General features: G+C 38.0%; 15 protein-coding genes and 1 tRNA gene. 7 read left to right on the top strand and 9 right to left on the bottom strand.

Features of this window, described 5'->3' with window-relative positions; translation table 11 throughout:
- Nucleotides 1-3: 3 nt before the first annotated feature.
- Both EHQ47_RS15340 and serA read right to left on the bottom strand, forming a co-directional pair.
- On the bottom strand, nucleotides 4-780 hold the full coding sequence (locus EHQ47_RS15340) for a hydroxyacylglutathione hydrolase family protein (protein ID WP_135777526.1): 777 nt from the start codon (nucleotides 778-780) through the stop codon (nucleotides 4-6).
- 23 nt (nucleotides 781-803) lie between these two features.
- The gene (serA, locus tag EHQ47_RS15335; RefSeq protein ID WP_135777525.1) at nucleotides 804-2,027 is read right to left on the bottom strand and encodes a phosphoglycerate dehydrogenase; all 1,224 of its coding nucleotides are present in this window, start codon (nucleotides 2,025-2,027) and stop codon (nucleotides 804-806) included.
- A gap of 57 nt (nucleotides 2,028-2,084) precedes the next feature.
- Here serA and EHQ47_RS15330 point away from each other — a divergent pair, with 57 nt between their 5' ends.
- Nucleotides 2,085-2,633: a hypothetical protein gene (locus EHQ47_RS15330; RefSeq protein WP_135747900.1), complete on the top strand. Its 549-nt coding sequence runs from the start codon at nucleotides 2,085-2,087 to the stop codon at nucleotides 2,631-2,633.
- A 135-nt stretch (nucleotides 2,634-2,768) separates the two neighbouring features.
- On the opposite strand, the gene lysS is transcribed toward EHQ47_RS15330, so the two are convergent.
- Complete coding sequence (gene lysS / locus EHQ47_RS15325; protein ID WP_208727453.1) at nucleotides 2,769-4,253, bottom strand: lysine--tRNA ligase; 1,485 nt, start codon at nucleotides 4,251-4,253, stop codon at nucleotides 2,769-2,771.
- Nucleotides 4,254-4,262: 9 nt separating this feature from the next.
- A complete protein-coding gene (locus EHQ47_RS15320) occupies nucleotides 4,263-4,901 on the bottom strand; it encodes a hypothetical protein (protein WP_135777523.1) in 639 nt (212 codons plus the stop codon).
- 106 nt (nucleotides 4,902-5,007) lie between these two features.
- Here EHQ47_RS15320 and EHQ47_RS15315 point away from each other — a divergent pair.
- The 3 genes from EHQ47_RS15315 (at nucleotide 5,008) to EHQ47_RS15305 (ending at nucleotide 6,084) form a co-directional block, all read left to right on the top strand.
- Nucleotides 5,008-5,089 (top strand) — tRNA-Leu (locus tag EHQ47_RS15315).
- A 405-nt stretch (nucleotides 5,090-5,494) separates the two neighbouring features.
- Entirely contained in the window at nucleotides 5,495-5,710 is a 216-nt protein-coding gene (locus EHQ47_RS15310) for a hypothetical protein (protein WP_167483300.1), read from the top strand.
- Nucleotides 5,707-6,084 carry a PIN domain-containing protein gene (locus EHQ47_RS15305; RefSeq protein WP_135747896.1) on the top strand — a complete coding sequence of 126 codons (378 nt, stop codon included), beginning with the start codon at nucleotides 5,707-5,709 and terminating at the stop codon, nucleotides 6,082-6,084. The genes EHQ47_RS15310 and EHQ47_RS15305 overlap by 4 nt, the downstream gene beginning before the upstream one ends.
- A 26-nt stretch (nucleotides 6,085-6,110) precedes the next feature.
- On the opposite strand, the gene EHQ47_RS15300 is transcribed toward EHQ47_RS15305, so the two are convergent.
- The gene (locus tag EHQ47_RS15300; RefSeq protein ID WP_135747895.1) at nucleotides 6,111-6,809 is read right to left on the bottom strand and encodes a hypothetical protein; all 699 of its coding nucleotides are present in this window, start codon (nucleotides 6,807-6,809) and stop codon (nucleotides 6,111-6,113) included.
- A 167-nt stretch (nucleotides 6,810-6,976) separates the two neighbouring features.
- On the bottom strand, nucleotides 6,977-7,861 hold the full coding sequence (locus EHQ47_RS15295) for an alpha/beta hydrolase (RefSeq protein WP_135777522.1): 885 nt from the start codon (nucleotides 7,859-7,861) through the stop codon (nucleotides 6,977-6,979).
- A gap of 70 nt (nucleotides 7,862-7,931) precedes the next feature.
- Here EHQ47_RS15295 and EHQ47_RS15290 point away from each other — a divergent pair, with 70 nt between their 5' ends.
- A complete protein-coding gene (locus EHQ47_RS15290; RefSeq protein WP_135746777.1) occupies nucleotides 7,932-8,363 on the top strand; it encodes a DUF1499 domain-containing protein in 432 nt (143 codons plus the stop codon).
- 15 nt (nucleotides 8,364-8,378) lie between these two features.
- On the opposite strand, the gene EHQ47_RS15285 is transcribed toward EHQ47_RS15290, so the two are convergent.
- The gene (locus EHQ47_RS15285; RefSeq protein WP_004788665.1) at nucleotides 8,379-8,600 is read right to left on the bottom strand and encodes a hypothetical protein; all 222 of its coding nucleotides are present in this window, start codon (nucleotides 8,598-8,600) and stop codon (nucleotides 8,379-8,381) included.
- 29 nt (nucleotides 8,601-8,629) lie between these two features.
- Here EHQ47_RS15285 and EHQ47_RS15280 point away from each other — a divergent pair, with 29 nt between their 5' ends.
- Complete coding sequence (locus EHQ47_RS15280; protein ID WP_135777521.1) at nucleotides 8,630-9,259, top strand: methyltransferase domain-containing protein; 630 nt, start codon at nucleotides 8,630-8,632, stop codon at nucleotides 9,257-9,259.
- A gap of 34 nt (nucleotides 9,260-9,293) precedes the next feature.
- On the opposite strand, the gene EHQ47_RS15275 is transcribed toward EHQ47_RS15280, so the two are convergent.
- Nucleotides 9,294-10,733, bottom strand: coding sequence for an APC family permease (locus tag EHQ47_RS15275; RefSeq protein WP_135777520.1), 1,440 nt, complete (start codon nucleotides 10,731-10,733; stop codon nucleotides 9,294-9,296).
- Between the two features lie 139 nt (nucleotides 10,734-10,872).
- Here EHQ47_RS15275 and EHQ47_RS15270 point away from each other — a divergent pair, with 139 nt between their 5' ends.
- On the top strand, nucleotides 10,873-11,127 hold the full coding sequence (locus tag EHQ47_RS15270) for a hypothetical protein (protein WP_135746774.1): 255 nt from the start codon (nucleotides 10,873-10,875) through the stop codon (nucleotides 11,125-11,127).
- Between the two features lie 67 nt (nucleotides 11,128-11,194).
- Here EHQ47_RS15270 and EHQ47_RS15265 read toward each other — a convergent pair whose 3' ends face one another.
- Nucleotides 11,195-12,292, bottom strand: a complete 1,098-nt coding sequence (locus EHQ47_RS15265; RefSeq protein WP_244290378.1) for a hypothetical protein — start codon at nucleotides 12,290-12,292, stop codon at nucleotides 11,195-11,197.
- Nucleotides 12,293-12,326: the final 34 nt, after the last annotated feature.

Below are 12,326 nucleotides of genomic sequence, written 5' to 3'. Positions count from 1 at the left end.
AAATTACCAATGATCTCTTAGTTTTCGAAGTGTCAAAAATATGGAACGATCATTCGTGAATGTTTCCTTTAGCTCCGTTAGTCGGTCTTTGACTGAGTTTGTATTCCTTCTAAAAAATGGGTTTAGGTTTTTTTCGTCACCCATTTCCGAAATTTGAAAAGGTTTTAAGGAAGATTTGTAATTGTCCCGAAAGACATTCTTTGGGTCCACATGTTCGGCAAAATTTAAATTATTATCCCAATAATCATGTCCAGGATATAACAAACAAGAATCGGGTAGGGATTCAAAACGAGATTGAATGGTCTCATATAAAACGTTTGGGTCTCCGCCTCGAAAACAATTTCCCACACCTGCATTAAATAAAGTATCTCCGGAAAAAATCCCTAGGATGGTTTTGGGGTTTTTGCGAACAAAACTTAGGTGGGAAAATGTATGGCCAGGTGTATCCCAAACAGCCAATGATTCTTCTTCTACGGAAAAAACAAGGTCACCTTCTTTTAGAATTTGATCCATCCCAGGGATTTTGTGTTTTGCATCTTTATGTCCGTAGACAATCGCTTTTGTTTCTTCCTTTAATTCTAAATTGCCTTGGGTATGGTCACCATGTTCGTGGGTATTCAGGATTCCTTTGATCTTCACTCCCAACTTTTGTGAATGGTTTAGGATCTGTTTAACATCAAGGGGATCGATACAATATGCCTCACCTGTCCGATTGGAATAAACGAGGTAACTATAATTTCTGAGTGGTGAGTTTGTAAAGATGGGAAGGATTTCTATCATTTGAACTAATCCTTCCCAAAGTTTTAATAGAGGATTCGAGTCCGGATCGAATGTTTATGGGCTTTGATTTTGTCTTTTAGTTCATCACCCAAGTTTTTATCAATTTCCATACTCAAATAACCAATGTTTGCTGACGTACTCAAGTTTTGTGTTAGAATATTTCCACCTAAATCGGATATGATGGAGTTGATATCTCGTAAAAAACCTGGTTGGTTTTGGTGGATATTGAGAATTCTATGGTAACCCGATTTCAAACTACCTAATTCAATATTAGGAAAGTTTACTGAAAAAGTAGTAGAACCATTATTCACATACTTCAAAAGTTTTTCAGCCACTTCTGATCCAATGTTCTTTTGAGCTTCTTCCGTTGAACCACCGACGTGCGGTGTAAGAATGACGTTTGGTAAACCTTGTAATGGACTTACGAAAGGATCATCATTTGATTTTGGTTCTTCTGGAAATACATCCACTCCGGCACCGGCAAGTTTTCCAGACTTCAAACCTTCAACAAGAGCATCGATCTCTAAAACCTTTCCGCGAGAAAGGTTTAATAGGTAAGCCCCAGGCTTTACTAGATTTAAGTGTTCTTTGCGAAAGAGGTTCTTTGTTTCTTCTGTTTCTGGAACATGGAAGGTGATAAAGTCAGATTGTTTGAGAAGTTCTTCGTAAGTATGGACAGAGGATGCGTTCCCAAGTGGCAGTTTTGAAATGATATCATAAAAAACTACTTTCATTCCCATTGACTCAGCCAATACCGATACTTGTGATCCAATATGTCCGTAACCAATGATCCCAAGTGTTTTTCCTCGGACTTCGAAACAACCTTTTGCAATTTTATTCCATTTGCCCAAGTGAACATCTCGAGACTGGTCTGTTGCTTTTCGTGCGAGCATTATGATCTCTGCGATCACAAGTTCTGCTACGGATCTTGTATTGCTGTAAGGTGCATTGAAGACAGGGACTGCACGTTTTTCTGCTTCTTCTAATTCCACTTGGTTTGTCCCAATGCAGAAACATCCAATGGTCATTAATTTTTTAGCATTTTCAAGAGCTTTGATCGTAACATTAGTTTTGCTGCGAATGCCTAAAACATGTACGTCTGCTATTCTTTCGATGAGTTCCGCTTCTTCCATCGCATCTTTGACGAGGGTGACGTCAAAACCGTCTCGGTGGAAAAGTTCGTAAGCATCCTTGTGGATGTTTTCCAGGAGTAGGACTTTTATTTTTCCTTTGGGATAAGATACCATAGGAACAGGATTTTTTCCTTTGCTAAACCTTGCACCTCGAAAAAGGTTGAGCTTACCATGGAAAGAATCTTCTCCCTCACCCGAATTTCCTCCATTTTTCTCACTTTTTTGGTTGTTGTTTCCTGCTCGGGAACCAAAGCCTATGTGGTCACACCGGAACCAACCTTAGAGCAACAAACGGCAATTTCCAAAGAGATCTGTTTGCGAAAATTTCTTGGGTTGTTTCCTGGAAAACGCCCTTGTATGTATTTTAAAGCAGAAAGAGAGAATGGAACGGGCCTTGTGCAATATTTCCTTCTCTACGAAATTGGAACCTTTGACGTAGACATTCCCATTGGTGTGTCTTTGAAGTTAGGGGATACATGGTACAATCTCAAACGGACAAATACCGATTATTCTGATACCATTATCATTAGCTCTGCGATCTCATCCGAACTCATTCCAAAAATTGGAGAAAGCCAAAACATTGCGGTTAGTTATACAAATAGAAAAGAGACCCTTAACTTCAGTCTAAGTTCGGGCCAAACTGCAAACTTTCAGTCGAATTTATCCAAACTGATTCGCACGATCGAGTCGGAACCAAAACTCAATATTAACAAAAAGTAATGGTTATAGCTTTCTAAATTAAAAAGCCTCCAGGACAAAATCCTCGGAGGCTTTTTTTATCCCCAAAGACATTTCTCAAATTTTTTGAAAGAGAGAAAAATCTCCAAGGACACTTGGTATTTGGATTCCAGAATTTTATTCTGGTCGCATCAGTGGGAAAAGAATGGTATCTCGGATGGAGTGCGAGTCAGTGAGTAACATTACAAGCCTGTCAATTCCAATCCCAAGACCACCTGTAGGTGGGAGTCCATATTCCAAAGCACGAATATAATCATCGTCCATCATAAAGGCTTCGTCGTCCCCAGCTTCTCTTTGTTTTACTTGTTCTTCAAACCTTTCTCTTTGGTCGAAAGGATCATTTAACTCAGTAAAGGCGTTTCCGATTTCCCGACCTGCCACGTAAGGTTCAAATCGTTCTACATATTTGGGATCATCTTCCCCTGATTTTGCAAGAGGTGAGAGTTCTTTTGGAAAATCAGTGATAAAAATTGGTTGGATGAGGTGTGGTTCTACAAGAGAACTAAACACGTCATCACATACCTTCCAAATAGAAACGGAATCAGAAGAATCCACTCCTTTGGACTTTGCCTGGGCGATGGCATCATTTAGATCAGTGATTTTACTAAAATCAATTCCAGAATATTCTTTAATGATATCAATATATTTTGCACGTTTCCATGGAGCCGATAAATCAATTTGGTCTTTTCCATAAGCAAACTTTAAACCTTTTCCAATCGACTGTGCAACAGAAACAATCATTCTCTCTGTGAGTGATAACATAGTTTCCATATCACCAAAAGCCATATAGGCTTCCATCATGGTAAATTCTGGATTGTGTTTTGTGGAGATTCCTTCGTTACGAAAGTTACGGTTGAGTTCAAACACTCGATCCATTCCACCAACAATCAGTCGTTTTAAATAGAGCTCTGGTGCAATTCGTAAAAATAACTCCATATCGAGTGTGTTGTGGTGGGTGACAAATGGTCTTGCGGCAGCACCTCCAGCAATCGGTTGCATCATTGGAGTTTCTACTTCCAAAAATCCTTCATTGGTTAAAAATTTACGAATTTCAGAAATGATTCGGGAACGCATTTTAAATGTTTCCCTTACATTTTCGTTCACAACCAAATCCACATAACGCATACGATATCTTTGTTCTACGTCAGAGAAAGCGTCATAAATCACTCCGTCTTTTTCTTTGACAACAGGAAGTGGGCGGATACATTTTGCAAGAAGTTGAACACTTGTTAAGTGAAGGGTGGTTTCTCCTTTTTGTGTTTGGAATAACCAACCTTCAATTCCAATCCAATCTCCTAAATCTAATGACTTAAATAGAGAATAGTTTTCTTCACCTAAATCATCACGAGTTGCATACAATTGGATAAGACCTTCTGCATCTTTTAAGTGAGCAAAACTTGCCTTTCCCATCACACGTTTTGCATGCAAACGTCCACCTAGTTTGAAGGACTTTTTTTCCGTTTGGTTTGGATCAAATCCGGCGATTAGGGATTTTGAATCGGCATTGGGGAAAAAACGAAGAGGATAGGGATTGATTCCTTTCGCTTTTAAATCGTTAATTTTTTGAATGCGTTGTTCTATCAGTTCGTTGGAATCTTTGATTTCATCCATTTAAAGGATACCTCTAATATAAGAATACAGATAACGTACAAATTCACCGGTGATTTCTCTGACCCCATCTTCTGTTAAAAACCAATTGGAACCGGAAACCTCTGAAGGAAATCCGTAAGCGGTAACCTTGATGGGCAAACTGGCTAAGGTTTTACGATAGGTTCCTAACACTCTTTTGGTTTCATACTCCCTACAAAGAAGTAAAATGCTTACCAGATTGTCAGAAACGGCTATTTTTAATAGGTTTTTGGATGCCTCGTCTGTGTCACCCATTTTGGATGTTTGGATTATGAGTGAAGAGAGTAAGTTCTGGCTTAATCCTAGTGAAACAAGTTGTTCCTTAATTTTAGTTTCGACTTCCAAAGGGGAAAATACTTGGTTTTGTGACTTATCCTCTCGTATAACAAGAATCAGTTTTTTAAAATCAGACCGGCTGGATAAAGTAACAACGGATTTTAAATTCTTTTTTGTTGGCCAAGTGTTTGCAATTTCTAAAACCGCAATATCTGATTTTTGGTAAGTTTCCGATGATTTTAGCCAATACGGTGCCGATAGGAGGAGACCAACCAAAATAAGAAGGGGAGAGAAAAATCCAATAAAGAGGAGTTTGAGTCGAAAGGTGAGATCGGATACTTGCATATTGCTGACCCCTACAACCTACCGAAAGACAAGGAGGAGTGACAAGAGAAAATTCATCTCCTTGACGAAAGAACCCGTTTTCCTAACCTGTCCTACATACACGCCCGCTCGGATGGTGGAATTGGTAGACACGCTACTTTGAGGTGGTAGTGCCGCAAGGTGTGGGGGTTCGAGTCCCCCTTCGAGCAGTATCTTATTCATCACAAAACATTTGTTAAATATATAAAAATCGACTCGAACAGTTTTGTGAGCCAAATCGCTTGCGACCCATAGGGAGCAATGATTCGGACAAGCCGACCTGGACGGAAGGCGACGAACAAAACCGTGCCTCGAAGCGTGGTTCGGACAGGAAGTCCGAACAGCGGAGAGGGCGAGTCCCCCTTCGAGCAGTTGGATCAATAATCCTCTCAAACAACTATCCCCCGAACGCAAGAAGATTTCTTAGCTAAGGCACGAACCTTACATTTCCTTTGAGACTAATTTATGAATAGATCAATGCGACCAAAGTCTGTTATACGAACTGTTCACTAAACATTCATTAAATTATTAAAAAAATTTTGACAGATCCGAAGTTTCATCGTATCTTATATCGTATGAAAGTAACAGCAATACTTCCTGATGAATTAATTATAGAAGTTCAGAAATATACTGAAGGTAAAAATATTACCGATTCCCTCCAAAAGGCATTATCCGAATGGGTAAAACTTGCAAAGGTAAAGAAGCTTAATGAAAAATTAAGAAACAAACCGCTTGAATTTTCATCTCAGTTTTCCGCTGAAAAAATTAGAAAAATTAATAGAACAAAATGATTTTAGTTGATACTTCTGTTTGGATTGAATTCTTCCGAGGAAAAGAACCTTACTTTTCAAAATTAGTTGGACTCGTTGAGGCTTCGGAGGTCATCGCACATGAAGTTGTCTTTGGAGAAATTTTACAAGGTTGTAAAAACAAAAGCGAAATTGAGTTTGTTTTACATTACTGGAGAAGCTTAAATAATATTCTATCTAATGGAGCCTTCATTAAAGCTGGAAATTTATCCTTTGAAAAAAAACATTTTGAAAAAGGAATCGGTATTATCGACTCCATTTTAATTTACGAAACGAAACAGAAAAATTTAAAACTTTGGACTCTCGATAAAAAGATATTAAAAGTTCTCGAATCTCAGTATATTTACCCACAATGACAAATAGATCGTTTAACGGTAGTCTGTTATACGATATTCTGTAGTGTTTCCACCCAAGTTTTATCCATCACTTTTAATCTGTTTTTCTTTAAGTTCTCTTTTACAATCCATTGGATCTGTTTGTTTTTGTTTTTTGCAATTTTTTCAAAACAGGCTTTGCCTTCTTTGGGAAGAGAAACAATGGCAACACTCCATCCATACCCTAGTGTTTTTCGTAGGGAATTTTGGTTTTCGGATAGTTTTCCTTCGATCTTAGCAAAGGGCATAGTGATCTGCTTAAGGATTTCTAATAGCTCCAAAATAAATGTTTTTTCCTTTAGGAGTTTTGGTTCACATAAAGCTGCAACAACGGCTCTTTTTTCTAAATCATTTCCATTTATCCAAACTTTTAAATTTTCCAATATTTCTTTTGTATTGTTTTCTGTCATTTCCTGGATGCCTATCGCTACAGCTTCCCTAATTCTCCAACTGCTATGAGAGGCATATTTTCTAATGTTCGAGAGAGTTTTCTTTATATGATTACTGTTTTTTATACAAAACCCAACAATACCGCACATAACTACAAATTCTTCTGGAGAATTATGTAAATCATCGTGGCAATAGGATAAACATTCAGATATTTCCTTTGCCGATGCAGTTTTGGAAAAGGAACCAAGTAGTTCTAAATTCCCCCTTGGACCAGGGAGGTGCGAATTTTTTAATAGATGTTCAATGGTTTTGGACATCGGTTTTACTTTTAAATTCTATATTTTGATTCAAAGTATGGTTTTTGTTTTGTGAGCAAATGATGAGTTCTCCCTTGGTCATTTCTTTATGTATTTCAAGAATATGGACCAAGTTCGAATGAAAATTTTTTCTCTTTTACTCACCCAAACGAATTGAAACAGAACACTTATTTTAGATACTTCTGAAAAAAAACAACGGCTCTCGTTTCTGCTTCTTTTGGAGAAAAATTCCACAGACGTTCGTGTCGATTGCACTCTGGAGACCAAAGGGATTTAGGTTCTCCTGCCTTTGCAAATAAATCTTCTGCATGATGGTAGTCGACGTAATCATCTTTTGTGCAATGGAAGATGGCAATGGGTCTTGGGCTAATGGATGCAATATGATCTATCGGTCTTACTGAATCAATGTCCATATCACCACGGAGATTTAATGCGAGTTTGACGACAGGAATGAGTGGATAATAAGGAATTCCAAAATCGCGTTTTGCAGATTCTACAAGAACATCAATGGCACTTCCATACCCACTGCTAAAAATACCAGCTTGGATTTCTGGATGTTCTGCCATTGCAATGATACTGGTAGCAGAACCCATTGAAAATCCAAAAATTCCAATTTTTTGGAAACCTTTCGATTTTAAGAATGTAAGTGCTGCCTCTACATCTTTTTGTTCATGAAATCCCATGGAGGCAAACCCTCCATGATTTCTTCGCAAACTAAGTAAAAGTAAATTGTAGCCTGCTTCATGTAAGCTTTTAGCAAACCGAAGTCCTTCGTTCCTTTGCCCCCCGTGACCATGGACCATGATGATGGAACCTTTATTTTGTTTGGCGGGGATCCAGTAACTAACAAGGTTCAATTTGTCCACTGTTTCGAATTGGACTTCTTCAAATTCCAAACCAAGTTCCACAGGGCCTTGGCAATACACATGATGGTCTAACTTACAATTGACTTTCGGAAATAAAACTAAACTAGAAAAATAATAGGAAATGGCAACGAGTAAGATGATTATGAAAATCAATCCCGAAATGGTGTACTTTATGGTTCGTTTCATGAGCACATAAAAAATAGGAAAAAACCAAATTCTGCAAGTAAAAAAAAGGCAGATTCCTTTTTTGGAAAATATGGAATCTGCACTATCTGTTTTCTTTATTTGTTGTATGAGTGTTCTCAGTCCTCTTTCCGGTGTGGACGAAGGGGAACTTCGAGGATGTCCTCCTTCGCCTAACTGTGTTTCAAGCCAAAGTATGGAATACAATTTTGTTCATAAAGTAGACCCAATTGTTTATACTACAACGCGAAAGGTTGCCTACGAAAGAATGGCAAAGTATTTCCATGAATCTGAAAACATTTGGATTAAGGAAGAAAAGGAAGGGGAATACATTCGTGTGATATTTTTCACAAAGGTTTTTCGATTTCCTGACCGTGTTGAGATTTATTTTCCTGAAGGGAAACAAGAAGCCCAAGTTCGCTCGCAATCCATTTTGGGTCTTTGGGATATTTTTGCCAACAGAAGGAGAGTCAATCAGTTCCGAGAGTTACTCGCAAAAGAATAATAGCGATTCTCTCTCTTACAATTGTTTGATTAAAGATTTTAAATCATTAATGAGGGAAAAGGGAACAGGTTTTATTTCTTCAGCTAGTTTGATCGTGTCTTCAATGGTGCGAGTCAGAACTTGTTTTTCTGCAGCGTAAGCGGCTTGTGGTAATTTGGACTTGTTTTTCTTAAAAATTGTTACTTTGTTATCAATGATTTCGATCATTTGGTTCAAATATTGAATCTTTTGGTCCATAAACAAAACTTGTAACACAGCATTAAGAAATGAGAAACCAATTTTTCGATAAGGAGAGGAAAATCATCGTAGGGGATCCAATGACAGATGAAAGTTGGGATTCTTTACTTCCTTTGCCGTTACAGACTCTCTCCCCATTCCAATGGACTCCGATTTCTGTGATTGAAAGAACTTGGAAATATCTTTTTTCCGATGGTGTTACTTCTGTTGTTGATTTAGGTTCGGGAGTTGGAAAGTTCTGCATTTATCTTTCACTTCTCTCTTCCGATTCCATTGAAGTCATCGGATTAGAAGATCGAGAAGAACTCCTTTCCGTTTCTGAAGCCATAAAAAAACATTGGGGGGTTTCTAGGGTCCAATTCCAAAAGAAGAATTTTTTAACTCATTTTCCTTATGGGCATTCTCATTATTATTGTTTTAACCCTTTGTATGAAACTATTAAGGGGAGCCATTCGATTGATTTAAAAAAGAATAAATCGGCAAATCAATTTTTGAAAGACTTACACACTTTCAAACAGAATCTTTTTTTATTGAAACCAAAATCAAAACTCATCACCTTCCATGGGTTCGGTGGTAGTTATTTGCCTGGATTTAGATTGGTTTTGAATGAAGAAATTTCTGGTGGGGAGTTTCAAGTTTGGGAAAAGGATAAATCCTAATCCCAAACAGATAAAACCTACAAACCAATTTTTTTTAAGAAGTTTTTCGTTGTAAATGTGGTTTGGCCATAAAGAGATAAAGAATTCCGGAACATACAACGACTAAGGATGTAAAAATCATTCCATAATTAATATACCAAGGTTCATCCGGTGTTCTTGGCCAAACCATATTGGCGACTGCTGTGATTCCGTAAAACAGAGCCAAGGCGTTGATGAGAAACCCCAGTTTCCCTAAACGAAACGTTCCCGACGGTTTCCATCCTTTGGATCTAGCATACAAAGCTGCAATGACTACCATCTGAAACGCCACGTAGATTCCCGCAGAGGCAAAACTAATGATCGTTGTGACAGCATCTTGTAACCAGTGCCCTATACTTGCGATGACAATCGGAATCAGACCAGTAACGATCAGAGCATTCACTGGAACTTTTCCTGATTTGGAAAGATGGTTTAAGTGTTTACTTCCAAAGATCATTCCATCACGGGCAAAGGAAAATAAAAGTCTACTGGCAGCTGCTTGTAAGCTGAGTAGACAAGATAAAAAAGAAACCATGACGACTGCAATCACCATTCGGTATCCAGTTTGTCCCATAGCAGCCATAAGTGTTGTAGTAACCGGATCGGCGTCTTCTCCAGAGATTGCTTTTTCTACATTGGGAAGAGCAAGCAGAAGTGCCAAACAAACAAAGGTGGCGGCACCCCCACCAATATAAATGGTCATACGCATTGATTTTGGAATCGCCGAATTTGCGTTTGGTGTTTCTTCGGCAACATCACCACAAGCCTCAAATCCATAATAACAAAACATAGCAGCTACCGAGGAGGCTAGAAATGCTGGAAAATAATTCACTCCTTCCCCAAAGGAAAATGTATTCCAGAGAATGGAGATTGAATTTACTTTTGCAAAAAGTAAAAGGTAACCACCAACAACGACTGCTCCAATCAGTTCACATAAAAAACCAAAAAACGCAACTTGGGCAAGGAGCCTTGTCCCACTTAAATTGAGAATGGTAGAGATTAGGATCATTGCTATCGCTATCCAAATAAATCCAGAATTACCAAACTCGATGCCGATGAGTTGGCTTAAAAAAGGAGCACCACCGACCGCCACAGCTGCGACAGTGGTAAAGAGTGCCCAAGCATAAACCCAAGCAGACATCCAAGCCCAACGTTCTCCTACCAAACGAAGAGACCATGGATAGATCCCACCTGAGATTGGGTACTGGGAGACAATTTCACCAAAGACCAAACAAACCAAAAATTGACCAAAACCGACAAGTAGGTAGTTCCAAATCATGGGAGGCCCACCTGCTTGGATGGCTAGGGCAAATACTGAATACACTCCCACAACGGGAGAAAGGTAAGTAAAACCAAGAGAAAAGTTTTCCCAAAAACTCATACTGCGTTCAAATTCAGATTTGAGTCCAAGTGCTTCTAGTTGTGCTGAATCCTGATCCAGAGAGTTTTGGTCCATGAAAGATCCTTATAATTGATGATAGTTTTGATTCCAGGATTGGTTTTAGAACGAGGTCTGTTTTCTACAAACGATTTTGTTTTTCCATTGACGAATTGAAATTTCGAAACTAGAATCCTTTCAGTTACGGAAATCAGATATGAAACAAATACTCTTATTAGCAACCATCCTTTCCCTTTCACTCAGTTGTGCTAGTTCGCAAACAAACGACGGAACTTCTGAAGAACCAGGCATTATGGACAAAATCATTGAAAAGGCCAATTCTGAAGAAGGCCAAAAAGCCATTCAAATGGGAAAGGAAAAACTCCAAGACCCTGCCACTCAAGAAAAGCTAAAAGGTTTGCTCTCTAAGGAAAAAAAGAAAAAAGAAATCCCTGGAGTTCCAGCACAGTAGTTCTATTTTGAATTCAAACGAACAAACCTCACATTCAAATTCAGAGAATCGTGGGGGTTGTTTTCTCTTAAAACCGACTAAAATCCACACTTTCTCCTGACCGAAAAACAATTTCTTTTAGAATCCAATTGTAAACTGACAAACAATCACTAGGTTGGCAAAAGAAAAATAAGGAATGAGTTTTTGTTTCTCGATCATTGACAATGTATAACGTATTTTCTTTGAATAAAATTTCTTCCCAGTTTTGAAATGGATAGGCTATCTCATTCCAAAAGATTGTATCTTTTGTGATCCGAATTTCTTTTCGTTTTTTGTAGTTCCACCAAACAGAAAGTATGGGCATAAATCCTAAAAGTAGGGAAATGATTAAAAATCCGATTTGGATTTTGTTTGGCGGAAATGTTTGCCAAAACTCAACGGAAAGTTCAAAGGCAGATCCGATTGCAAAATGAATCATAAGAATCAAAGCAAAGCTGACAGTGATTCCAACAAAAATAAAAATTTTTGGTCGGTAGTTTGATTTGAGTAAACTTTCAGTACTAGTTCTTTGGACTGAAATATATGAATTTGGATCAAAGGAAATTTCTGATTCTAAAATTTCTTTTGGTCTTTTCCGTTTGTGAATGGGAAGATCTAGTTCAGTATAAGGAATCAATTCGTTTGTTTTCGTTTGTATCGAAGTTTTTAGTAGTTTAGCAATGGATTCGCTAAATTGTCTTATTTCTGGATAATTCGTTGATTCGGATAATTGCACCGATTCCCCTTCTAAATGACCTAAAACTGTAAATACTGTTATTGTGCGAGAACCGTTTTTTGTTTTTAGTGTATAAGTATATTCTGATATATAAATGTATTGAATTTGGTCGAATGGAATTGTTCTAATGATTCGTTTATTTTCAATTAGGTGGACAACTCGAAGATCGGAATCAAATTCTGTCCATTTTTGTTTTTGGAAAATATAAAGTAGGAGATGAGGGGAAATAAAAAATACCACAATCATTCCTAAGGCAAATACTAAAACCAATGGATCTTCTTCTAATAGTCCGGAAGTATATAGAATTGGTATCAGAATGGCAAGTGCGACTAGGTCAAAACCAAATAAGATGCGATGAGCCAGTTTTGTATTTTTGGATCGGTGGTCGTAGTAGCAAATTTTCGGATTCATGGATCCTCCTTGTCCTAATTTTCTGTTGTCTCTA

Source organism: Leptospira bourretii (assembly GCF_004770145.1).
In the GTDB taxonomy this organism is placed as follows: domain Bacteria; phylum Spirochaetota; class Leptospiria; order Leptospirales; family Leptospiraceae; genus Leptospira_A; species Leptospira_A bourretii.
The sequence above is the reverse complement of the archived record's forward strand: the minus strand, read 5'-3'. Positions and strand labels throughout refer to the sequence as shown.

What these genes read in the sequence shown, in the direction of transcription:
- EHQ47_RS15340 (WP_135777526.1), bottom strand. Translation starts at nt 780, where the DNA reads ATGATAGAAATCCTTCCCATCTTTACAAACTCACCACTCAGAAATTAT.
- serA (WP_135777525.1), bottom strand. Translation starts at nt 2,027, where the DNA reads ATGGTATCTTATCCCAAAGGAAAAATAAAAGTCCTACTCCTGGAAAAC.
- EHQ47_RS15330 (WP_135747900.1), top strand. Translation starts at nt 2,085, where the DNA reads ATGGAAAGAATCTTCTCCCTCACCCGAATTTCCTCCATTTTTCTCACT.
- EHQ47_RS15320 (WP_135777523.1), bottom strand. Translation starts at nt 4,901, where the DNA reads ATGCAAGTATCCGATCTCACCTTTCGACTCAAACTCCTCTTTATTGGA.
- EHQ47_RS15310 (WP_167483300.1), top strand. Translation starts at nt 5,495, where the DNA reads ATGAAAGTAACAGCAATACTTCCTGATGAATTAATTATAGAAGTTCAG.
- EHQ47_RS15305 (WP_135747896.1), top strand. Translation starts at nt 5,707, where the DNA reads ATGATTTTAGTTGATACTTCTGTTTGGATTGAATTCTTCCGAGGAAAA.
- EHQ47_RS15300 (WP_135747895.1), bottom strand. Translation starts at nt 6,809, where the DNA reads ATGTCCAAAACCATTGAACATCTATTAAAAAATTCGCACCTCCCTGGT.
- EHQ47_RS15295 (WP_135777522.1), bottom strand. Translation starts at nt 7,861, where the DNA reads ATGAAACGAACCATAAAGTACACCATTTCGGGATTGATTTTCATAATC.
- EHQ47_RS15290 (WP_135746777.1), top strand. Translation starts at nt 7,932, where the DNA reads ATGGAATCTGCACTATCTGTTTTCTTTATTTGTTGTATGAGTGTTCTC.
- EHQ47_RS15285 (WP_004788665.1), bottom strand. Translation starts at nt 8,600, where the DNA reads ATGGACCAAAAGATTCAATATTTGAACCAAATGATCGAAATCATTGAT.
- EHQ47_RS15280 (WP_135777521.1), top strand. Translation starts at nt 8,630, where the DNA reads ATGAGAAACCAATTTTTCGATAAGGAGAGGAAAATCATCGTAGGGGAT.
- EHQ47_RS15275 (WP_135777520.1), bottom strand. Translation starts at nt 10,733, where the DNA reads ATGGACCAAAACTCTCTGGATCAGGATTCAGCACAACTAGAAGCACTT.
- EHQ47_RS15270 (WP_135746774.1), top strand. Translation starts at nt 10,873, where the DNA reads ATGAAACAAATACTCTTATTAGCAACCATCCTTTCCCTTTCACTCAGT.
- EHQ47_RS15265 (WP_244290378.1), bottom strand. Translation starts at nt 12,292, where the DNA reads ATGAATCCGAAAATTTGCTACTACGACCACCGATCCAAAAATACAAAA.